Annotated in this window: 17 protein-coding genes; 4 read left to right on the top strand and 13 right to left on the bottom strand. The window is 39.8% G+C overall.

Annotation, left to right across the window (positions count from 1 at the left end; genetic code table 11):
- Window positions 1-25: 25 nt before the first annotated feature.
- Window positions 26-1,249: an RtcB family protein gene (locus ACQV1I_RS11395; protein ID WP_116334382.1), complete on the bottom strand. Its 1,224-nt coding sequence runs from the start codon at window positions 1,247-1,249 to the stop codon at window positions 26-28.
- A 236-nt stretch (window positions 1,250-1,485) separates the two neighbouring features.
- Between ACQV1I_RS11395 and ACQV1I_RS11390 the strand changes: the two genes are divergently transcribed.
- Window positions 1,486-2,046, top strand: coding sequence for a GNAT family N-acetyltransferase (locus ACQV1I_RS11390; RefSeq protein ID WP_116334383.1), 561 nt, complete (start codon window positions 1,486-1,488; stop codon window positions 2,044-2,046).
- Between the two features lie 144 nt (window positions 2,047-2,190).
- Here the strand turns inward: ACQV1I_RS11390 and ACQV1I_RS11385 are convergent, their stop codons facing one another.
- From ACQV1I_RS11385 to ACQV1I_RS11375, 3 genes are all read right to left on the bottom strand, one after another.
- Window positions 2,191-4,836, bottom strand: coding sequence for a metallophosphoesterase (locus ACQV1I_RS11385; RefSeq protein WP_236645819.1), 2,646 nt, complete (start codon window positions 4,834-4,836; stop codon window positions 2,191-2,193).
- A 2-nt stretch (window positions 4,837-4,838) separates the two neighbouring features.
- Window positions 4,839-6,113 carry a methyltransferase domain-containing protein gene (locus ACQV1I_RS11380; protein ID WP_116334384.1) on the bottom strand — a complete coding sequence of 425 codons (1,275 nt, stop codon included), beginning with the start codon at window positions 6,111-6,113 and terminating at the stop codon, window positions 4,839-4,841.
- A 110-nt stretch (window positions 6,114-6,223) separates the two neighbouring features.
- Complete coding sequence (locus ACQV1I_RS11375; RefSeq protein WP_116334385.1) at window positions 6,224-7,555, bottom strand: PLP-dependent aminotransferase family protein; 1,332 nt, start codon at window positions 7,553-7,555, stop codon at window positions 6,224-6,226.
- Between the two features lie 121 nt (window positions 7,556-7,676).
- Between ACQV1I_RS11375 and ACQV1I_RS11370 the strand changes: the two genes are divergently transcribed.
- The 3 genes from ACQV1I_RS11370 (at window position 7,677) to ACQV1I_RS11360 (ending at window position 11,111) form a co-directional block, all read left to right on the top strand.
- Window positions 7,677-8,606: a DMT family transporter gene (locus tag ACQV1I_RS11370; RefSeq protein ID WP_116334386.1), complete on the top strand. Its 930-nt coding sequence runs from the start codon at window positions 7,677-7,679 to the stop codon at window positions 8,604-8,606.
- A 256-nt stretch (window positions 8,607-8,862) separates the two neighbouring features.
- Window positions 8,863-10,035, top strand: a complete 1,173-nt coding sequence (locus tag ACQV1I_RS11365) for a VanZ family protein (protein ID WP_116334387.1) — start codon at window positions 8,863-8,865, stop codon at window positions 10,033-10,035.
- Window positions 10,036-10,358: 323 nt separating this feature from the next.
- A complete protein-coding gene (locus ACQV1I_RS11360; RefSeq protein WP_018671093.1) occupies window positions 10,359-11,111 on the top strand; it encodes a metallophosphoesterase family protein in 753 nt (250 codons plus the stop codon).
- A gap of 61 nt (window positions 11,112-11,172) precedes the next feature.
- Here ACQV1I_RS11360 and ACQV1I_RS11355 read toward each other — a convergent pair whose 3' ends face one another.
- From ACQV1I_RS11355 to ACQV1I_RS11315, 9 genes are all read right to left on the bottom strand, one after another.
- Complete coding sequence (locus ACQV1I_RS11355; RefSeq protein ID WP_116334388.1) at window positions 11,173-12,462, bottom strand: NAD(P)H-dependent oxidoreductase; 1,290 nt, start codon at window positions 12,460-12,462, stop codon at window positions 11,173-11,175.
- Window positions 12,463-12,496: 34 nt separating this feature from the next.
- Window positions 12,497-12,862: a PTS glucitol/sorbitol transporter subunit IIA gene (locus ACQV1I_RS11350; RefSeq protein WP_116334389.1), complete on the bottom strand. Its 366-nt coding sequence runs from the start codon at window positions 12,860-12,862 to the stop codon at window positions 12,497-12,499.
- Between the two features lie 60 nt (window positions 12,863-12,922).
- Window positions 12,923-13,981, bottom strand: coding sequence for a PTS glucitol/sorbitol transporter subunit IIB (srlE, locus tag ACQV1I_RS11345; protein WP_116334390.1), 1,059 nt, complete (start codon window positions 13,979-13,981; stop codon window positions 12,923-12,925).
- A 21-nt stretch (window positions 13,982-14,002) separates the two neighbouring features.
- Window positions 14,003-14,536, bottom strand: coding sequence for a PTS glucitol/sorbitol transporter subunit IIC (gene srlA, locus ACQV1I_RS11340; RefSeq protein WP_018671097.1), 534 nt, complete (start codon window positions 14,534-14,536; stop codon window positions 14,003-14,005).
- A 166-nt stretch (window positions 14,537-14,702) separates the two neighbouring features.
- On the bottom strand, window positions 14,703-15,167 hold the full coding sequence (locus ACQV1I_RS11335; protein ID WP_236645820.1) for a transcriptional regulator GutM: 465 nt from the start codon (window positions 15,165-15,167) through the stop codon (window positions 14,703-14,705).
- A gap of 132 nt (window positions 15,168-15,299) precedes the next feature.
- The gene (locus tag ACQV1I_RS11330) at window positions 15,300-15,665 is read right to left on the bottom strand and encodes a VOC family protein (RefSeq protein ID WP_116334391.1); all 366 of its coding nucleotides are present in this window, start codon (window positions 15,663-15,665) and stop codon (window positions 15,300-15,302) included.
- Window positions 15,666-15,844: 179 nt separating this feature from the next.
- A complete protein-coding gene (locus ACQV1I_RS11325; RefSeq protein ID WP_116334392.1) occupies window positions 15,845-17,503 on the bottom strand; it encodes an aromatic amino acid ammonia-lyase in 1,659 nt (552 codons plus the stop codon).
- A gap of 38 nt (window positions 17,504-17,541) precedes the next feature.
- Window positions 17,542-18,921 carry a condensation domain-containing protein gene (locus ACQV1I_RS11320; RefSeq protein ID WP_116334393.1) on the bottom strand — a complete coding sequence of 460 codons (1,380 nt, stop codon included), beginning with the start codon at window positions 18,919-18,921 and terminating at the stop codon, window positions 17,542-17,544.
- A 3-nt stretch (window positions 18,922-18,924) separates the two neighbouring features.
- A complete protein-coding gene (locus ACQV1I_RS11315) occupies window positions 18,925-22,725 on the bottom strand; it encodes a type I polyketide synthase (RefSeq protein ID WP_438769211.1) in 3,801 nt (1,266 codons plus the stop codon).
- Between the last annotated feature and the right edge of the window lie 4 nt (window positions 22,726-22,729).

Raw genomic sequence — 22,729 nt, 5'->3', positions numbered from 1 at the left:
AAAAATCAGTCTTTTCTTTTACCTGTTAATCCTTATATGGGTCATGCTCGTCTGAGCCTGCCATACATACCCCTACAGGCTTTAACACATGTAAAACATCTAGTGTGTCGGTGTGAGCTTGCAGGACATCTTGTAGCTTTTTATATACAAAGGGGCTTTCATCTGGGCCTGCACCTCGAAGCTCTACACCGAAATCTTGCACGGCTTTTTGCATTTGCTCTTCCGTAATCTTTCCTCCACTACGCTTACGAGTTTTCCAATTAAGACGACCTGCCGCTTCTGTTCGGCTCATTACTCTACCTGCTCCATGCACCGTACTGTAAAAAGCATCTTTGTTTTCCTGGGAATCCTTTCCTTGAACAATTACAGAAATATCCCCCATACTACCGCCGATAAATCCAAGCTGACCAGGTGCAGAAGGAGTTGCCCCTTTACGTACGACAACATACTCTTTCTCGTCATGTATTTCCTTCCACGCAAAATTATGATGATTGTGCACCTCAAACGTGCTAGAGGCTCCTAAAATTTTTAATACTTGATCAATCACATAATCGCGCCCTGCATAAGCATACTTACCGGCTAAGCTCATAGCTCGCAGATACATATCACCAATTTCTGTATGCAAATCTAGCAAGGTCGGAGCTTGATCCATGCTTTCTCCTGGTGCCTTATCGGAAAAACCACGACCGTGAGCCAAATTGAGGAATCCACTCGCTGTCTTATGACCAAAACCACGACTGCCAAAGTGATTTGCAATCCAAACAGCGTCCGTAGCCTCTTCCACAAAAATGTCCACAAAATGGTTACCGCTCCCTACCGTCCCTAATTGATTGTGCGCCAATGAATAGAGAGACTGGTATTCTTTTTTGCCCAATTGCTTATACACGTGCCAATTATCATCGTCAAATAGCTCATGATCTACCCTCTCATTATTCACGCGTCCCATTCCAAAGGAGATTCGTTTGGCAATTTTGTTCATAATAGCAGGCATTTTTTGTTTGATATCCTGATACAGTAAATTAGTACGGACCGCCTTATTTCCACATGCTATATCATAACCTACTCCAGATGGAGAGATTTGCCCATCGTAGACGACAACTCCCCCAACCGGTTGAGAGTACCCTTTATGATGATCAGCCATCAATAGCACCTGCACAACATTTCCATGCTGGGCACAGGTTACAGCTTGCGAGACAGCATTGTCTAGTGGAGTTCCCCAGACACGTACGTTTTGAATGGTTTGGTACATATTTCACTCTCCTAGTTGCTTATTATTTCTAAATCCTTCGATTTCACCTTTTGCCAGTGGTCTTATGACCTGATTGTAACAAATCTTCCTCAATTTTTGCATCTTTCACCCAATTAGATTGTATATTTTTCCTCTTATGTTAAAATAGTTCCAACTATCTGATAGTAATAGCTACTTAGATGAGTTGATTTGTAATGATAAACGAATAAACGATGATCAAGAGAGGAACAGGTAGAATGAATACAGTACAAATCTTTCCGAAACTTGAAACAACGAGACTTATTCTTCGTCAGTTGCACTCCTCTGATGCACCTGCCATATTTCATTATTTCTCAAAGGATGAAGTAATGAAATATTATGACCTAGAAACGTTCACAGAACTAGAACAAGCAGAAAACATCATTTCTTTATTTAACGAACGCTTTTTGGCAAAGCAAGGGATTCGTTGGGGTATTACACACAAAGCCGACGATGTAGTGATTGGAACCTGCGGATATCATAATGTGAACAAAGAGCATTCAAAGGCAGAAATTGGATACGAGCTATCTCCTGAGTATTGGCAGCAGGGAATCATGTCTGAAGCAATTCAAGCGATTGTTGCTTTTGGTTTTTCTCAATGGAATTTGAATCGGATTGAAGCTTTTATTAACCCAGAGAACGAGGGATCAAGAAAACTTTTAACCAAAACGGGGCTCCGAGAAGAAGGTTTCCTGAAGGAATATTTTTTCGAAAAAGGCTGTTTTGTTGACGCTGTTATTTTTGCTATTTTGCGAAGCGAGTTCGACAATAAAAGATAAAAAAAGGGAGACCTTTCTCCTTATAGATAAAGGTCTCCCCTTTTCAGACTACAGTTTTGATGTTCTCTGTTTCTACTAAGCAATTCCTATTGTTTATTCCTCATTAGTAAGTGAACTTATCCATTCTCGTAGGTTCACCTACTATCACAATCTGGGATCAAGCTCCTTCTCTTTTTTCTCCTCAAACAGCAAATTAGCTACCACTTGCTTGTAAGCCTCATTTTCGAGGGAAATTTCTGCGTTAGTAACATGTAGCATTTGTTGCCCCAGTTCAAATTCTGCAATCGATGTCTGCAATTTTTTACGTGTTTGTTTTTGATTAATCAGCTTCTGATAACGATACGGAAATTGATAATCGTAGCCATAAATCAGCGTCAGATAATCTGGATTACGAACCTTGATAAACGGAGCTATTCCAGCATGTAATTTCTCCGGTTTAATCACAACACCCTCCATCCTCTGCTTGGTTGTAAGCTTCGTAAAGTAGTCTGTTGCCTTCTCTAGGTAGTGATCCTCCGTCAAATCAAGTAATAGATATTCATCAGAAGATACAAATCCAAATAACTGGGAAGTAGGCCAAGCGGGGATTTCTTCCGTACCATCCTGATAGATCATTTTCAGAATCGTAAAAGGCTTATAAGTTAATTCTCCCGATTCTCCGTACAACTGCAACTGCTCATGATAGGTTTGCCAAGCTTTTTTCTGTTCTTCCAAGGCTATTTGTGTATCCTTGACGTGAGAAATCCATTTATAAGATTGATATGTGGCATCCCCATATAGCTTTGCTAATTCCTTTTTGCCCAAATGCTGGCGCTCTGTTTCAAATGCAGTAGAATCATACTTATCGATCAATTCTTTTAGAGCTTCTGCAAATCCGTTCTCTTGTAAGAAATCTAGCTCTAGCCCTACCGCTGTATCAATAACCTTATATTCCTTTTCAATTAACCCTTCTCCAAGCGCCTTCCACGGCAATAGTTCCCCATCTAGGATTATGGTTGAGATATGTTTATCAAGCATATAAGGAGAAAACTTTTGATGAAGCTGCTCATACATTTCCGTTACGTCAACTTGCTTAATTTTATAGCCATTTCGAGACACAGCAAAGCATTGTTCAATATCCTGATGCAAATAAATATTGCAGCGTGACCCCATATATTTAGGCTGTAAAACGACCTGCTCTACACCATGCTTGCGAAAATACGAAAGTCCCTTCTGTAACGATTCCAATTCATTCTGTTGAATGTCTTTATCCGCAGGTGCCATTGTACCCGAGATATAATTGATTTTATGCTCCAAAACATACTCGATTCTGCGTTTGTCCCACTCCTCCAGCGAATCAAGCTGTACGTCCGAATGGCTTGATTGGAACAGATGTGGTAAAGCCTCTTTGAGAAGTAGTCTGTCATCCATTTTACTTTGCTTACATATGGGCCTATTACGATCCAACCAAACGGAGCTTAGAGCGTGTCCATGCCCTGCACCACTATCTAGGCCAATCTTATTTTTCAGACGGTAGTAGCTCTGAGACGCTACGTGACCAAATACATGATAAGGATGGTTGCTAGCGCTCTCTGCTTGTAGGAAATCAAGCTGTTGTTCGATATCCCGATCACGATCTACATAAAAATTACGTTGGCGTTTTTTCGCATAGGCATCTAGTTTGCCAATATATTTGTTTTTGCACGGCGCATGAGTCAAGAAAAAAGATGCGCTCCTGGACCCAATAAAGCGATAAAAATCCTTTGATTGCTCTACTAGCTGAAAGAACATCGAGCATAGCTGCTCATCATCGCTTAAATCAGCAGCCGAAGTGAAGTATTTTTCCAGTAAAGAAGGCTCAATTTCCTTTTGTTTAATATCTCCACGTAATAGTTTATAGACAAAATTTTCATGATTTCCTTTGATCAGGTAAAACCAGTTCCGATTTTCCAAAATAAACTCTACTATTTCACGCGTGTTCCCACCCTTGTCTATCCAGTCCCCAAGTAGAACGATGCGCCAATGGCTGGTTTTATCAGTAGCAAAAATTTTATTTTCATTTAAAGAAAAACCATTAGCGGCTAACAGTTCTTTTAAAGCATGAACCTGCTCATGCACGTCCCCTACTACTAGATATCGGTACTCCTGTGGCAAGAGATGGGTCAGGTATTCTTTGTCGTTTCCAATCTGTACAACATACTTTGGATTAGCTTCTCCTGTGCTCGGAACAATGAAATCTTTTGTTCGGATACGGTGAATCGCATTCGCTTTCAATTTGGACAATGACCCTAATACTTCTTGACGTAAGCGTTTTACGTGATTTGCAATAACACTTCTATTGAGATCAGTTGTATTGTAATATTCTTGCACATTTTTATAGTCAAACAAAATAATCTCTACATGATAATGTTGTTCACGAGCAATCGTGGCTACTTGTTCACGAAACTCTTCAGACAAGCCAATCGTGTCCACAATGACAAATTCCACTTGAATAGGAAAGCTTGTGACAGCTTGTAGTTTAGAAAATAAAACATCAAAAGCTTGTTTACTACTCTCTAGCATCCTTTGATCATATTTATGATAAGGTGCCCCAAGAATTTCTTGTCGGATTTCATCTGAAGAAATGTACTGGACATTTGCCCGATAATTTTTTGATTCATCCTGGCGTTGAAGCTGCGGTATTAGAATATGTTTCGCAAACGTCGTTTTTCCACATTCAGAAGGACCTACCAACAAAAAGATGGTGTGTAGCTTGGTTGTCATACATATGTTGGCATTGTTGCTAGTGTTCATCTTCATGTCTGTGTTCATATTCAAGCCCCTTCCTCTCCCTTACGCAAAATATGTACGCCTTGCGTGATAGAGATACCATCCACTAAGTCGCCTATTTGGAAAAAGTGATATATGTATTGATCCCCTAACAGAGGTTCTATAAAGCACTGGAACTCCTCTGTGCTCATTTCCCACTTATGATCATCGTGTCTATATTTATCCAAGGCATAAAACTGATTAAAGTCAGCATTGGGTGTGGTAATAATGCAGGTTTCAAAGGCAATCTGAGTAAGCATCTGCTGGAGGAAAACCTCTGCTTCTTCTTTTGACATATGTTCAATCACTTCGGTACAAATGACATCAACAGGCTCATCTTCATACGTCATTAAAAAAGAGTCTAAAGATGGATAGGTTAACACATTTGCTAGTTCAGCCTGCTGTGCTTTTTTATCTATAATTGACAAAGCATGCTCCGAAATATCAATCGCACAGTAGAATTGTGGCTCAATTTTTTTAGCAAATGGAATGGCATAGAAACCCTCTCCCGACCCAATATCAACAATTGCTCTTGTAAAAGACAGCTTGCCTTTGATCGCATCTCGACGTTGAATTGCAGTTCCACCATACTGTAGCTTCAATTGATGGCGGTTGGATTTCTCTAATTCTTTCCCATATTTTTGAAACAATTTGCGGTCGGTTACTACGTTTCGTGCAAATAAATAACGAATAAAATATGGAGCATCAAGTTTATTAATATAATCAATATATTTTACGATAATACTATCTGTTACATCCATATACTCGTCGCTTAATAGGCTTAAAAATAAAAATAATAAGCTAGCAAACATCAACAGCTCATGTAGACTATAAGAAGTGCGAATCGTCAATTGATAGCTTTTGTGAACAAGTGGCTCTATTTCGATGCTGAACCCTTCAAAATACTGGTCAAAAAAGGATACATAGTGTGCCATATCGATATGAATCAACGAAACCTTGCATTCGTGTTGATAGCCTTCTCGATCTTTTTCATGACGATTTTTAACCACTGTACCAAAATATTCGTTAATTGCATTGAGTGGAAATACTGGACTATTGTAGCGGGATACATTTACATATCCATACGAGTTTTCTTTTGCTTTGCGATAGGATACCTCGTGATCTGCATCCTGAAAATAGATTGCATATGTGGTTGGGCTTGCATACCAGCCATAGCTTATGCCTTTTCGCATACTCCTGATCTGCATACCAGATGCTGGATTCTTTTTTAAAATGAAGGATAGGTCTGGGTTAGATGATGTAAGTTGTATAATGGCCATGTCTTAGTCTCCTTCCATAAGCTTCATTTTTGAATAAGTTTTTGAGAAAATGAGGGCTACATCTGAAGCTATCAGTAACCTCAAGACACCTTGTTATCATTATTTCACCTCTATAATTGAAGAACCTCCGCAACCTCGCCTAGCGCCTTCTCTATCCGAGTTTCCTCAACATAAGAAACGTTGATTCGCCATAATAGCTCTTTTTCGGAAAATTTCATATAGTAACGATCCATGGTGTCTATGATAATTCCTCGTTTGAGCAGATTCGTTTTCACATTGGTTTCTGACATTCGCGCCCTTGTCTTGATATACGTGTGTACACCACCATTTAGCGGGGCTTCAACCACACCCTGATGTTGTTGCCATTTGCGAAAAACCTTATTTACTTGCTCCATTTTCCCTGTATAGGACAGACGAATTTTTTCCCGATGTCTATCAAACATGCCGCTTTTTACATAAATTTCTAGTGCGGCTTGGGACAGCATAGAGCTATCAATATCCATTAGTTTTTTATAAGCATAAAAGGCCTCCTGCAACGGTGCGGGAATAACCGCTACGCCCACTCGTAAACCGGGAAATAAGATTTTAGAATAGCTTTTGAGGTAGATAACATGGGAATGCGCATAAGTATGGATCGGGTCAGCCTTCGTGTCATGTTCGAGATCTGCAAGATAATCGTCCTCAATGATATACACATCATACTTTTGTGCCAAATAGGCGATTTGCTTTTTCTCCTTCTGCGAATATGACGTGCCTAATGGGTTATGAAAGCGTGGCATCGTATAGAAAAACTTGATTGATTCCTGCTGAAAAAGCCTCTCTAGTTCTTGAAAATCGATACCTGACGCAGTTCTTTTAATGGTGAGCGTAGGGATATGATGTAATTCTAATAATTGAATCAGCAAATGGTATGTAGGCTGTTCGACCAATACTTTTTGTTTGTGATTCGGAAAGCTCATCAGACCCAAAATGGCAAGCGCTTGTTGAACTCCAGAGGTGATACATAGGTGCTGAACGTCTGTAAAAACCTGATAGGACTGTAGTTGCTTTTGCAATAATCGCAACAAAGTGGGTAATCCTTGTGCCGTTCCATACCTAAAAAGATCGTCTTGATAGGTATCTACCGCTTTGTTAATACAATGCTGAAAATCAAGATAAGGAAACACGCTTGGATCAGGTGCAGCAGACGAAAAATCCACGAATGATTTAGAGTCTGCTATTGAAGCGGGATCTTTTCGTCCAACCGCATAATAGCCACTTTGTGGGACGGAATAAATAAGGTGTCTTCTTTTTAAATCGGCAAAACCTCGGATAATCGTACTCTTACTACATTGATAGGTCTCTGACAGCTGTCGGATAGAAGGTAGTCTTTGACCAGGCTTTATTTCTCCCCCAAGGATACGTTCTTCTAGGTCAGCTACAATCTCTATATATTTGCGCAAAAGGGACACCTTCCTTACTAAACTGTACCGGTACAGTTGCGGGTTCTTTCCATTGTGACGATTTTTCTCCTTCGCTATAGTGTAGATATCGGCCGAGAATTATTTTCAGGAGATGATTGTCATGCAAACCCAGTCAGTATTCAGCGCTTATATAGCGGCTATCGTATACAGCATCATTATCGGCTTTTCATTTCTTTTTGTAAAATTGGCCTTGCAGATTTCCACACCGTTAGATGTAATTGCTCATCGCTTTACAATCTCATTTGTCGTTATGTTAATTCCAGTATTATGCGGCTGGATACCTGTTCGATTCAAATGGACTGATTTAAAACGGATTATACCACTGGCCTTATTTTATCCAGCGATTTTCTTTGTTCTCCAGGTATTCGGATTGCAATACACCTCTTCTTCAGAGGCAGGCATTATCCAAGCAACTGTTCCCATTTTTACGTTACTGATCGCATCCCTATTTTTACAGGAGCGATCTAGCGGTTGGCAAAAAGCTTCCCTTTTTCTATCTGTTGCTGGGGTCATTTTTATCTTTGTAATGAAAGGAAGCTCCTCTGTTCACTTTTCTGGAATGGGAACCTTGCTAATCATGCTATCGTGCCTTTCATTTTCAGCATACAGTGTACTAGCACGTTCTTTAACAAAAATCTGGGGGCCCTTAGAGCTAACTTTTATCATGATGTCATTGGGTTTTGTTTGTTTTAACGTACTTTCTCTGTCCCAGCACTTGAGCAATGGCACAATTTCAGCTTTTTTTACACCTTGGGCTGATATGCGGTTTTTATTGGCTACACTATATCTCAGTATCCTGTCTTCTGTCGGCACTGCCTTTTTATCCAATTACGTACTATCTAAAATCGAAGCTACCAAGATGAGCGTATTTAACAATCTTTCAACACTTATCTCTATGCTAGCTGGGGTCATTTTTCTACACGAGGAGCTTGGGTATTACCACTATGTAGGAGCAGTCATGATTGTAGCCGGTGTTATTGGTACTTCCTTTTTAGGACAAAAAAGACAAAAAACACAAAGCATTCCATAATCCTAAAAATGAAATATGTGATAGAGCAATCGATATGTACCAGCCTTGAATCTCTCCAAGACTTCAAGGCTTTTTTATTTGAATTAGTATTTATTTTTATATCATTTCCGAAGATTACTTACACAAAAGCTGACTAACACTTTTTTCTCTGGAGTTGCAAAAGTATACGATTCAAATATTGTTTTTTTTGTTAAAATGAGAATTGGGAGTACCTACCTACAAACTTCCTCTATCAAATCATCTAAGGAGTGTCAAAATGGGAGCCTATCTCGTACCAATTCAAACTGCATTATTTATTTTTCTCTTTGTAGCCTTCATCTTGACTGTTCCTTATATGATCTTTAGCTATAGACGCTATGGCTACATCAATAAGTATCGCGTCATTTTCCTGTCATCCTTTTTATTTTATGCACTATGTGCCTATTTTCTGGTGATTCTTCCTTTACCGAACATCATCGATACTTGTTCGATTCAATCACCGGGAACGGTTTATTACAATTTACGGCCATTTTCCTTTGTACAAGACTTTCTCAAGGAAACCAACCTCGTATGGTCCAAACCAGCTACCTATTTGTCAGCTTTACGAGAACGTGCCTTCTTGCAAGCAGCCTTTAATTTTCTATTATTGTTGCCATTAGGTGTCTATGTACGTTATTTCTTTAAAAAAGGTTGGAAGTTTGCATTAGGTGTAGGCTTTATAACATCACTCTTTTTTGAATTAACGCAGCTAACTGCCCTCTATGGCTTTTATACTTGTCCATATCGTCTATTTGATATTGATGATTTGATGCTTAATACCACTGGTGCCGTAACAGGATTTTTCCTTGCACCATTCTTACTAATCATGTTTCCACCTAAAGACCAATTAGATCAAGGGATTAATTTGGACGAAAAACCTGTTGGCTACATACATCGTTTGCTTGCCTTTTTGATTGATTCCCTGATCGTAGAACAGCTAACATCACTGTTTACAGCCTTGTTTATAAAGGATACATCTTCTACGAACTGGAGCAATTCGACATTTCAGTATCCATTGATTACATTTACTTGCTTCATCGTTTACTTTATTGGAATAACCTATCTATGCAAAGGACAAACCATTGGACTATGGCTATTGCGTCTACGTCTTGTATCTACCGCGCGAGAGAAGTTAACAATAAAAGATATCGCAAAACGAAACGTTACCCTGTATATCGGGAACATCGCGATTACTTCCGTGGGCTATTTTATACTCAATGGATTGCCAACTAGCTTATCCTATTATCCACTACTCTACATTATGATTTTTGTCGTGGTCTTCTTGTACCAGACCTTGTTGGTACTTCATTTCTTGCTGATCATACTACGAAAAAAGCGACAATTTTACTATGAAACAATCAGTCAAACAAGGATAGTTCGTAAAATAAAAAGGCACAAAACAACGGATTAAAAATATAGCTAGCCCACATCCAAAAGCTTGGAGTTTCCATTCTCCAAGCTTTTATATTTACTCACACATGATCTAGCAACATTATATTACAAGAAATAGAAATGACATGTTAGGCAAATTTTGATGGAGCAGATCCTCCACTATACACGGTTTACGAGTTTGATAATAAGGGAAATAAAATCAAGAAATGGTATGAGACATCACCCAGAGCATTTATAAACAACTTCACTTTAATGGAAAAATAGTTATCAAAAGGAGAAAGCAGACGGAGCATTATTGCCGTCTGCTTTATTATGCAGTATGGTAAAGGATGAGGTGATTGTATGCTAGAACAAACAAAACTTGCCATCCTAGCAGATATACACGGAAATGCATGGGCATTGGACGCCGTTCTGACTGATTTGGACCAACGTCAAGTAGATGCTATTGTTAATTTAGGAGATACATTGCTAGGACCTCTAGACCCACAGCGTACCTACGATCTATTACAAAATCGTGATATGATCCATATTTCTGGAAATCAGGATCGAATTTTATGGGAATCACTTGAAGATCATACGTTATCAACCCATGCACCTTCTATATTAAAAGAAATCACTCCTAAGCAAATTAGCTGGTTACAGAGTCTTCCTGCAACGAATATTTGGCGTGATTCCATCTTATTATGTCATGGTACTCCCTTTTCAGATGAGACCTATTTAGTAGAGGAAATAAGAAAAGATGGCAGCGTGGGCACCAGGTCGTCAGAAGAATTAGAAAGTTCACTCGCTTCCATTCATTATTCTGTCCTCCTATGTGGTCATAGCCATATTCCACGTACCGTAATGCTACCAAGTGGAAAACTAATCGTAAACCCAGGAAGTGTAGGGTTACCTGCATATACCGACGAATCACCTGTCCCACATGCGATGGAATCATGCTCTCCTCACGCCAAATACGCTATCCTGACCCATCAAGCAAGAGGCTGGTCCGTCGAGCATATTGAAGTACCATATGATTGGGACCGTGCAGCCAGAGCAGCTAGCCAGCATGGACGAGATGATTGGGCTAAATGGCTTAAAACTGGCAGAGTGTAATGCTCTTAGATACAAAAATGCCCGCTATCTCACTTGACAGCGGGCATTTTATAAGCACTCCTTACATCTGTGCGTCCATCATGTTACGTAGGTGTAAGATCATGTTTTCTTCCATAAACTCTACGTCGTCATACGTAATATATTCGCCTTGTTTCACGATTTTTTTAAGACGGATATGAGGGCCAATTAAGCCGATCGGTAATGCACCCATCCGCTGTTTATCTGTAGCTGTTACGATCCGGCCAAATGCAGTGAATCCCCCAATACTATCCAATGCATCACCAGGCATCAAATCTTTTTTAGCTACTGCCACCGTTTCAGCTACGGAACCATAATAAGGGATAATCGTTGGCTCTTGATCTAAATAAGCTTTGGCAACAGAAAGCGGGGTTTCTAAACTACATAGATGATACGGGCGATATAATACATAATGGGGACCATTACCCATTTTTAGATATTTCATCTCATGGTGTACTTCTTCTTTATCAGAGGTAATGATGGCAAACACACCTGGAGCAATTCCATCAACATACTCAACAATCTTATGTTGATGCAAAATTCCTCCATGTTCTTGTAAGCGGAAGAGATCTGGTAGCTCTCTCACACCTGATTTTACCCCATGCATGCCTGGGATATCTGGAATAAATCCAGTTGCATTTGCTACACATGTCATCTCTACCATCGTCTTTGTCCCGTCCTGGAAAGAAGCAATCATCTTCGGACTGGAGCCTTTTTGTAATGCTTCTTCACGTGCCGTATCTGGGTTTGCAAAGTAGTTCACTTTATTGTTTTTTCCTTTTCCTAGCGCAACAATCTCAAATCCCAATGCATCTGCAAAATCATGTAATTCCATAATACATCCAGGCTCGTCCCCTGCTGTACCTGTGTAGACCAGCCCTGCCGCTCTAGCCACTTTTGAAAGGAGCGGTCCAACAGTCACGTCTGCCTCTGCATTTAACATCACGACGTGTTTGCGGTTCATAATACCATCCCATGCAATTTTAGCACCGATATTAGGAACACCTGTAGCATCAACTATCACATCTACTTCCTGAAGACTGGTAATAAGAGAGGCATCCTTCGTTACCACTACACTCCCTTGACTGATGGCCTGATCTGCTCTGTCGTTATCTTCCGTTTCATAAATCTCGGTACTTTTCACCCCTGCCTTTGTGTAGGCATTCACTGCGTTTTCTGGTGCAATATCAGCTGTAGCAACCACTCGCATACCCCTCATAGACTCAATTTGAGAAATCAACCCACGCCCCATCTGCCCTGCTCCAACCAAACCTACCTTGATAGAGCCTCCATCTTTTGCCAACTGTGCTAGTTTTCTATTGATGTTTAGCATAATACTTCTCCTCCTTGGTTTTGGGAACGGATTTTTAGTAACGTACAAATGCAATGACTATATCAATAACAGGAACCGGCAACTCATTTGCTTCCACATGAATGGTACCTGGTAACTCTGGGGTTGACTCTCCATCAAACTTAATCGTGCAGTGACCCATGCTTTGTAGCGTTTCATTAGCTGTTGTTCCTACTGCTGTAATCCTATACTTTCTATCTCCAACAACCAGCGAATCGCCTACTTGTACGGGTGCAAACAATTCAGCTCTGGTGTGTAGGACAGCGATATCATGTAATTCGTCTGGAACATTGTCATTAAAAATAATCAGCGTACTTTCTGTTAAAAAGCTTTCAACCAATTCTCCAATTTTTGTAGCTTTCGCTTCTAGTAATGTTGTCATTGGTTTCTCCCCTTCACGTCATTATCTGTGTAGTTTTCTATCTGTTCACAATCGATCTTTTTATTCTGAATAAAGACCAAAACTGAATAAATAAGCAATAATAACAGCAAGTGGACCCGTAAATAAGCGGGAAATTAAGACGGCTGGCACCCCAACCTCGATCGTTTCTGGCTCCGCTTCACCTAAAGTAAGTCCTACTGGCACGAAATCACACCCTACTTGAGGATTAATAGCGAATAACGCTGGCAAAGCAAGTTGTGGAGGAATATTTCCTCTACCGATCTCGACCCCAATGAGAACCCCAACCACTTGGGCAATCACTGCACCTGGTCCTAAGACTGGGGATAAAAATGGTAAAGCCGCGATGATCGACAATAACAATAGCCCAACAAGGTTTCCAGCAAGCGGGGAAACAAACCTTGCAATCACATCCCCAATGCCGGAATAGGTGATAATGCCGATGAGTGTACTCACAAATGCCATAAACGGTAATATATTTTTGATAACCTGTTCAATCGTTTCGCGACCAGCTTGATAGAAAACATTAACGATTCCACCCATTACACGACCAATTTTTTCAATAAAATTCGGTTGTTTGCCGGCTTTCATTTGGGCTACTTTTGCTCTGGCTTCATCTTTTAATTCTTTAGCACTTTTATCTGTTTGAGACAACGAAGCCTGAGTCTTATTCGTATCTATATTTCCTATCTCTGCTGCTGAAGCCACTTCAGCTTCGTGCGTTGCTGTTTCGGCTTCCATGATATGCTGTTCGCGTACACCAGAAACGAAAATCTCTTCTTTAATGAATTGAATGAGCGGTCCAGATGGAGAGGTTGCCGTGATGTCAACAGTCATTACGTTTAAGCGAGGATATACACCACAACGAGCCGTTCCACCACAGTCAATGACCACGCAAGCCATTTCATCTGGTTCCACTTTATTGTTAAAAGCATCTACAGCAATACCACCAGTCAATTGAGCAATCTTGTTCGCTACAGGATGAATTCCTCCCCCTGTTACACTAGCGATATATTTCTTTTCATCGGTTGGTAGAATGGTAAGTGGACCTCCCCATCCGCCAGAGCCCTTGACAATACGTACGGCACGGTATTTTTTCATTGACCCTTCCCCTTTCCTCTTCTATACGCCTGCTTGTTGAGCTTTGCGTTTCAGCATCATCTTTGTGATATACTCTGTCAGCACACCTCGAATCAGGATAACGATTGCACCAACAATAAAAAAACGGATAGCGATTGGCCCTAACGTGTAGCCTAGCTGTTGAATGCCTGTAGCAATTCCCATGTAAACAAATAATTCAGCAGGATTTGCATGTGGAAACATACCGGTGATTGGATGACACATCGAGACGGCGGAATCGTAAAAGGCTGGTTTTTGTTCCTCTTTTAAGAACCGTCCAAAGGTATACGCCATCGGATTGGTTAAAAAGAACATCGCCATGATGGGAAATACGGTGTACCGTAACACAATATTGCCTGTACACTTTTGAGCAAAGCGTGCAATTCGTTCCTCACCGCAAAATTTGATTAATGCATTTACTGCTGTAATCAGGCAAACTAGCGTAGGAATAATACCTGTTACTAAACCAACAAATGTTTTCCCTCCTTCATTAAACATTCCAATAAACCCTTCAGCCAGATGGATAAAGAAATCCATAGCCATACCCCCTAACAAGTTATATTAGTTACTCGGAATAACCGAGCTTCTACCTTTGTTGATGAATAAAAAAGGCCGAGTCATGCATCTTCTGCATGTACTCGGCCCATGACCCAAGTAATGATCTCTAGTTTATTTTTTTACTTTTCCGTTGCGTAAAAGCTATTTATGAGTTATAGGTGTAATCTAATGTAGGTATTGACTGAGCGTCGCCCTCCATGTCTTTCGTGGAAGGGAGTGAGGTCTGAGGTATCTGTAGCTTTTTTCGTTGTAGGTCAATCTGTTGAATAGCTATTTCTAATGCTTTTTCTTCTGCTTTAACAGGAGTAGTAGGGTAGCAATCTTCTAGCTGCTTCCCGATCAGCTCAGGTATTTCTTTAAAAGTAGCAAAAACAGTTACTCCCGTCATTCTCTTACATCTAGTAATAATTCCATTCTGATCCGTAGTAAGTATGACAACGGAGCCAATCGAAAATCTGCTTTTCTGTACTCCAACACCCAGAAAACCAGTGCTTTGCTGTCTCATCTCATGTATGCTTTGACGATAATGTTTCATCTGACGGAGTGTTAAGTAAATTTGGCAGAGCCACATTCCAATGAAAAATAGTATGAGTGCTTCCCACAAGCTCATTATCGCTCACCTCATTACATTTGTTCTGATTGCTTACAATTGTAATTTGAAAGCGTTTACTTGTCAAAGGATTTTTACTAAAGAAAAAAAGAACCCTCTTTTTCGTTGGGTTCGCTTTGGTACAAGCAGAACTTATTTTGACTGCTTTAAACCGAATTGATTGCCATCCTCGTCTCTGAAAAAACCAAAGATACCAAATTCCATTTCATTCGGTTTGTCAACGTCTACTCCTTTTGCTTGCAGGTTTTCACACACTTTATAAATATCATCACACTCAAACACGATGGAGGGTTTTAATTCTGCCCAGTTTTTCATCATTGCTTTTGGATAAAGAACGAGACGCGTCTGGGCTTTTTCTGGTCCTACTTCCATCCATGTCGCTTTAGGTCCCATAGGAAAGTTAGCATACACGGTAAATCCCACTTTCTCTGTCCAGAAGGCTAATGCTTTTTGTTGGTCTTCCACGTATACGCCAACTGTTGAAATGTGCCTGAACATAAATATTCACCTAATTTCTATTTGTTAAAAAATATAATGCCCTTGTATCATATGAGAAATTCAATTCACTTTGCAAGTCCTGCTGTAAATAAAAGACTCCCCAAACCTGCTGGGAAGTCTTACAAATACGCTTATAATAACTAGCTTCAAAAAATATTCTCTGTACCTCATCATTACCTTTATTCAAGTGAAGTTACGTTTTGATCTTGAATTTCTTTTTTTAGATTTCCAGAGCGGATAAGCTGAACAACTTTCTCAATGTCTCCATCTAATGCTCTATCACGTTCCACAAAAGGCACATGCATTCGAATCATGTTATAAATCTTTGTGGTTTTTGGTGACATTTTTTTCGTGCCTCGTAAATCTAACGCCTGACAAAGTGCAATGAGATGAATCGCCGCTACATGTTGAGTCAATTCTACAATTGTACGTGCATCACGTGATGAAATTGTACCCATACTCACTTTATCTTGATTGTGAGCCTCAGTAGAACGTGAAAACACACTGACTGGATTGCTCATTTTCAAAGCTTCAGCTGTTAGGGCAGAACTTGCAATTTGCATCCCTTTAAATCCATGATGCAATCCTAATTCATAATGATCACTGTTAAAACGCTGAATTAAATTTGGGGTCAAATTCTTATTAAACTTTTCATCGACCACCAGCTGCAATTGTCGATCTAGCAAATCTGCAATATTGGCAACCGCTACTTTTAACGAATCCATAGCTTGTACGACATGACCGCCATAAAAATTTCCACCATTGTAAACTTCACGCGTCTCCACATCAAAGATCGGGTTATCGTTTGTTGAATTAATTTCTACTTCTAGCCATTTTTTCACCCAATCTAATGTGTCATACAGTACGCCCGTAACATGAGGTGCGCAGCGGATTGAATAACGATCCTGGATACTCTCTGTTAATTCCAAATAAGCTTTCGAATCCAACTTTTCATTATTCCCTACAATTTGCGAATATTCTTTGGATAATTGAGAGCCTTCTAGCATGGTGTAAATATTTTTTGCACTTGCCATTTGACCTAGGTGCGGTTTTTGTTCATGAATGAATGAATAAAAATGTCCCCGGTTCCCTAGCAATGCTTCTGAAGCCATAGCCGTACAAATATCGGCTATGAATGCGATTTCTTCTGCATCCGAGTAAGCTAAACAAGCAAAGGCAGACATAAAAGAGGTCCCATTTACTAAAGCAAGTCCTTCCTTGGCTTCCAATGTTAAAGGCATAAGTCCCTCAGCTTCCAGTGCTTCCGCTACCTCGCACTCCTTCCCTTTATACAGGACTTTTCCTTCTCCAACTAGTATAGAGGCAATATAGCTTAATGGAACTAAATCACCACTCGCTCCAACTGAGCCACGCTCAGGAATAATTGGAGTAAGTCCTCGTTCCATATAGGCTATTAATTGGTGAATCAAATCCATGCGTACAGCTGAATTACCTTTCACCAAGCAATTCGTGCGTATGAGCATAGTTGCCCTTGCCACAACCTCATCTGCTACTGGACCAACTCCGCACGATAGGAATCTGATTAAATTTCGTTGCAAATCCCAGGTTTTCTCACCAGAAATTTGTCTGTGCACACTGTCGCCAAAGCCAGTCGTAACACCATATATGGGATACTGTTTATTAATAATTTCATGTTTTAATTCATTGCATTCTTCAATTCGCTTTATGGCTTCTTCTGAAATGAGGAAAGTAGATGATTCAGAGGCACCTTTTGCTACATGAACAACATCTGCTATGGTCAAATCGTTACCTGTTAATGTAATTTTTTGTTGATTATGCTGTTTTTGATCTATTTCTAAAAGGGTTGTTTGACTCATTTTCAACCTATCCTCTCTATGTGCGTATGCTTCCTCATCTATCTCTCAATCGCTTGAAGGAATGAACATAAGGTGGAAATTTTCACCTGATCATCATCAATGACAGTCGTAATGAATTTCATGAAAATACGACTTACCTTCTCTATCGTTTCTTTATCAAAAATATCGGCATTGTATTCAAATATGGGTAAAATCCCATTCTTCCGATCTTCCTCCACATACAGAGCAAGATCAAATTTCGAAATTTTCTTTTCTGTATAGTAGTGATTCATTTGTAATCCATGTAAGTTGATCTCATGTGTGGAATCCCCAAAATGAAACGTCGTATTTTGCCTAGGCCACTTTTGAATGGAGAAGCAAGTTTGGAACAGAGGTGTTAGACCGGTTTTTATATCCTGATCCTCCATCATAAGTGTCATAGGAAAATCTTGATAGTCAAGACACTGATTAATTTGTTCATCAACAAAACGTACCAGCTCAGCATATGTTGCATCTTTTGGCATTTTCATTCGCAATGGGATTAAGTTGATAAACACTCCACACGTATTATAATAACTTGTCGATGCACGCCCATATCTAGGTGTTCCAATTACGATTTCTTCCTGCTGTGAATAACCATGTAAAAAAGCAAAATATAGAGACAGAAGAACCCGATCCAGAGTGGTATCTTTTTGTTGACAATAAGTAAAAACGTTATCGCTCAATGTTTTCTCAAGACGAAACGATACAGTTCCTCCTTTATAGGTCCGAATCTCAGGAAAATCTCGATCAGCCGGAAGCTTCAGAACAGGTAGCTCCCCTGCCAGCTTTTCTTTCCAAAATAAACGCTGTTTTTGTCCTTCTGAACTTTCTAGCATTTCGTTTTGCGCTGCAACAAAGTCTGAAAACTGTCTTCTGATCGGAGTAAGTTCAAACTCATTTTTTTCCAATAAATTCTTGTATAATAATCCAAAATCATCGATTGTAAGAGAAGCCGACCATCCATCTACAGCAACATGATGCCACACTAAAAGTAAAATAAAATCATCATCTGAAAATCGGAACAATCTAATTCGAAAGGGAGGGTTTTCATCTAACTGAAAGGGACGATAGGTTTCTTCACTCAAAAACTGTGCTACTGCCTCTTCCGGCCAGTTGCTAGCATCCACCACCTCAAAATCCAAAATCGCTTCTTCGTACACTTTATGTACCGGCTCATCTTCCATAATAAAATTGGTGCGGTACATCTCATGTCGCTTGATCACTTGTAAGAAGGCTTCCTTCATTACATCTATATTTATCTGAGAATGTATACGATAAAGCACTTTTTCGTTGTTTCCATAGGAATCAGGAAGCAAGGCATAATGTTGATAAAAAACACTCTGCACTTTTGACAAAGGATACGTTTTAACCACAGTTTTTTTCACCAATGTAACCATCCCCTATTCTTGTTCTTGTAAATAATGGCGCAAAATGCGATTAAACTCCTCATAATGAGTGATATTGCATCCATGACCACCGTTTATCTCGACTAATGTAGCACGTGGTATTTTCGTTACTAATTGATTCGTTTGATAATAAAAGCCCATGATGTCTTTTTTAGCTGACACGATTAATGTTGGTACAGAAATATTTTCTAGGATACCGTGTGTATTCAATTTACCTTGTTTTTCAATATCGTTATATTGTAGGACAACAGGATTTACAAATTCGCTATCTTGAATCAGCTCATACGCACCTTGTCGATAATTAACATAATAATCAAGTTTGAATGCATCTTTTAAGGATTGTTCATCCCATAATTGGTTCATGTCACAGAAACTTGTTACTAGTGTTAAGGAAACAACCTTTTCTGGGAAATTCGCTACAAAGGTTTGGGCAATCATTCCTCCCCAAGAAGTTCCTATCACATAAAGAGGTAAAGAGATTTGTAGGATATCTAATACTTCATGTACCGTATTGGAAATACCGTGAAAAGAAAGATCCCCATTATCTTCACTTAATCCTACCCCTGGCGGGTGGATAATAATGAATTGATAGTCCTCTCTTAACTCCTTAATTTGGTAGTACCATTGGGAGGCGGTTAAACCGAAACCGCAGAATAATAGAACAATTTTTTTGCCTTTTCCACAGATAACAACTTCAATCTGCCTTGAGGTTTGGGTACGAATGAGTAAATGCTGTATATCGTTTCCTTGTTCCATCCATAACCGAACCTCGTCCACATTCGATTTATGTCTAATGATTCGTTGTCCAGCCTTTATGTTACTCCAATACGTTTTCAGATCTTCAGGAAAAGTAAAATGATCTAAGCAAATTCTCGTTATTGTACTAGCCGTTTCATCCTCTTGTTCTCTCCTTACTGCGTTCAGCTTTTGTATCTGGTTCCTAATGGTACGTTCCTCACCATATAACACGATGCTTTGAGTGCTTTTTTGTGATAATAAATGATCCAATGCTGCTAATCCTTCTTCACTTGGCAATACAGACAGCCCTGTCGAAGCGGTAGTCATTTGTAACAAGTCTTCTTCGAGCCGCATACCCCCATCTGCCCAGAGTGGCCAGTTAATTGTAAAGGTTTGACCACATCTCTTGCCGATGTTTACCTGTTCTTGCCGTTCGAAAGCAAACAAATCCATAGCTGCGTTGGCGCAAGCATAATCAGCCTGACCTACATTTCCCATAATGGCTGAAACGGATGAAAAGAGAACGAAAAATTCCAGTTCATCATCCTGAGTGGCCTGATCTAGATTCCACGTCCCTCTCCATTTAGGTGACAGCACAGCTTGTAATTCACTGGTAGTTTTGTGAATGAGCAATCGGTCTTTAATCACGCCAGCACAATGGAAAATACCTGTGATCGGTCCTAACTCTTCTCTAATGGACTGAAAAGCTTGATCTGTTTCTGTGCTCTCACATAAGTCAACCTCCAGATAACGTACATCCGCTCCCATTTCCAGTAAGCGATATACTTGTTGCTGTTTCTTCTCATCCAGCTTAGAACGTCCTAATAAAGCCAGCTTACAATTCGCCTGCTCCGCAAGATGACTTGCAATCAAATATCCTAAGCCACCTAGACCGCCCGTAATTACGTATACACCATGCTCCATCACAGAATGAGGAAGGCGGTTACCTGTGGTATTCATTTCTTTTAGCTGATGAACATACCGAACGAAGTCCTTACCTCGATACTGAATGCTGGCCATCCCTTTCTCATGACAACGTGCCTCTTTTTCAAGCAAGGCAGTGATTTCATGTGTAGGGGTTTCAATCAGATGCTCAATATATATGATCTGGCTGTGTATTTTTGGTTGCTCTAGGTAAGCTGTCCTGAGCATTCCTTCTAAAGCATTAGCGTATTTATCTTCCTCACTTGAACCGGTTACAATCTGAAGCAGAATTTCCGTTGCAGGTTTGCTCTGTAACAGTGCTTGAATGTGTCCTAAACATTGCTTGCATTTGTCTTCAAATTGATCGACACTCTCGACCTTATCTGATTTCAAAACCAACACTGTCTCTACATACAATTGCCGTTTCAATTCAGCTTGTAAGTCCATATCATGAAAGAGGAGTACAATATGCTGGCGGCTCATCTCGGCAGGTTTATTTTTCTTCAGCCCAAGCTTTTCCCAGAATCGTTCAAAATAAAGCACAGTAGCTTGCTTGTCTTGTAGCTTGCTCGTCACAGACGACACAGCTGTTACTTCTGTATCTATACCAGTGCCAGCTAAAAAAGATGCCCCCCAGTTTTCTAGCAAATATTCAGATAGACTAGCAACAGTTGAATATTCAAATAACAGTGTTGGATACAGGGGTGCCTCTACTTTTTTCTCTAGGACTTTAACAAAGCTTATTAAATGTGTGGAGTCTAATCCCAATTCATAAAAGCCTGTATGCAACTGGATGTCTGTAGGATTTGTTTTTAATACAGAGGCAATTTCTTGTTGTAAGTATGAATGAATCAAATCCACCCGTGATTGATAAGGTTTATTTGTACTAGGTTCTGTTACAAAAGCCTGTTCAAAATGGTCGAGCAAATATTGAGATAAGCTTTCCACAGTCGAGTATTCGAATAACAGTGTTGGATACAGTGCTGTCTTTACTTGGCTCTCCAAGACCTTTACAAGTGCTAGCAATTGTGTAGAATCTAGTCCCAGCTCATAAAAGCCTGTGTTTGTTTGCACGTTATTTGTATTTATTTTCAATACGTTTGCTATTTCTTGTTTCAAGTACATTTGAATAGAGGCTAGGTGCGGACTATCTCTTCCTTGGTGGATGATCTCCTCTTGCTGGATTACCTCAATCTGCTCGTGTGAACGCTCAATTGGACGAGCTGTATCGGTATGAATGGGTTGCGTTTCGATTAATTTTTTTATGAGATGTGGTTCCCTAACTCGTTTTACAGTAAATCTATTATATTCGACAAGTACATCACCCCCTTCATTAAAAATAGTAATATCACGAGACACAACATCTGGCGCAGTTGATATCTTTCCATGAGTTGCGGTTTGCTCTGTATACGTATAAACCTTGTTGGGAAGAGGCTTATAGATACAAAACCGTTCAAGCATAAATGGAATATAAGGCGTATTCTCCTGAAAAATATTGTATTGCATGCCGGTGACCATAAAAGATGCTCCAGATAAACATGATCCATCTAAAAAAGCGGCATGGGCATAAAATTTATCTAGGTAGGATTCTGCTAGGCTACTGAGCTTAAGCTCCATTAATTCCTTATGCCCCCATTGATACACCGTACCTTCCGTTTTCATGAATGTATCATGGTGAATTTTCGTTTTTCGCACTAAATCATACATTTGATCCATATCCCACTGCTTGTTTGATTGACTCATAAAGGATTGTACATCAAGTGTTTGAGGTTTATTTCCATCTTGCATGACATACAAGAAGCATTCCATATTCACTTCCATTTGCTGATCAATAACCACATCATCTTTTATTTTCTGACTGGTAATCGTTACTTTCCAGTAAGAATCCAAAGGTGAAAACGTAACATAAATATTTTTGTCAAAATGTTCAGATGTCACTATGGGCTGTTTGAACAAGACCTGTCTCAACTCAATTAGCTGTTTATCTAAATAAATAGCAGCTACACGATAAATCATATCCATTAGAGCTAAACCTGGAACAGCACAAACGCCATGAACACGGTGGTCCTGTACTATATAGTGACTATGATATAATCGCTGTAAAAAAGTCTCCTGTGTTTGTGTTTGATTCATGTCA

This window comes from Brevibacillus sp. JB24b, assembly GCF_051713385.1.
GTDB classification, from domain to species: Bacteria; Bacillota; Bacilli; order Brevibacillales; family Brevibacillaceae; genus Brevibacillus_B; species Brevibacillus_B laterosporus.
This window is presented reverse-complemented; position numbering and strand designations above follow the sequence as displayed.

Coding starts and splice junctions, on each gene's coding strand:
- ACQV1I_RS11395 (WP_116334382.1), bottom strand. CDS start 1,249: ATGTACCAAACCATTCAAAACGTACGTGTCTGGGGAACTCCACTAGAC.
- ACQV1I_RS11390 (WP_116334383.1), top strand. CDS start 1,486: ATGAATACAGTACAAATCTTTCCGAAACTTGAAACAACGAGACTTATT.
- ACQV1I_RS11385 (WP_236645819.1), bottom strand. CDS start 4,836: ATGAACACAGACATGAAGATGAACACTAGCAACAATGCCAACATATGT.
- ACQV1I_RS11380 (WP_116334384.1), bottom strand. CDS start 6,113: ATGGCCATTATACAACTTACATCATCTAACCCAGACCTATCCTTCATT.
- ACQV1I_RS11370 (WP_116334386.1), top strand. CDS start 7,677: ATGCAAACCCAGTCAGTATTCAGCGCTTATATAGCGGCTATCGTATAC.
- ACQV1I_RS11365 (WP_116334387.1), top strand. CDS start 8,863: ATGGGAGCCTATCTCGTACCAATTCAAACTGCATTATTTATTTTTCTC.
- ACQV1I_RS11360 (WP_018671093.1), top strand. CDS start 10,359: ATGCTAGAACAAACAAAACTTGCCATCCTAGCAGATATACACGGAAAT.
- ACQV1I_RS11355 (WP_116334388.1), bottom strand. CDS start 12,462: ATGCTAAACATCAATAGAAAACTAGCACAGTTGGCAAAAGATGGAGGC.
- ACQV1I_RS11350 (WP_116334389.1), bottom strand. CDS start 12,862: ATGACAACATTACTAGAAGCGAAAGCTACAAAAATTGGAGAATTGGTT.
- srlE (WP_116334390.1), bottom strand. CDS start 13,981: ATGAAAAAATACCGTGCCGTACGTATTGTCAAGGGCTCTGGCGGATGG.
- srlA (WP_018671097.1), bottom strand. CDS start 14,536: ATGGATTTCTTTATCCATCTGGCTGAAGGGTTTATTGGAATGTTTAAT.
- ACQV1I_RS11335 (WP_236645820.1), bottom strand. CDS start 15,167: ATGAGCTTGTGGGAAGCACTCATACTATTTTTCATTGGAATGTGGCTC.
- ACQV1I_RS11330 (WP_116334391.1), bottom strand. CDS start 15,665: ATGTTCAGGCACATTTCAACAGTTGGCGTATACGTGGAAGACCAACAA.
- ACQV1I_RS11325 (WP_116334392.1), bottom strand. CDS start 17,503: ATGAGTCAAACAACCCTTTTAGAAATAGATCAAAAACAGCATAATCAA.
- ACQV1I_RS11320 (WP_116334393.1), bottom strand. CDS start 18,921: ATGGTTACATTGGTGAAAAAAACTGTGGTTAAAACGTATCCTTTGTCA.
- ACQV1I_RS11315 (WP_438769211.1), bottom strand. CDS start 22,725: ATGAATCAAACACAAACACAGGAGACTTTTTTACAGCGATTATATCAT.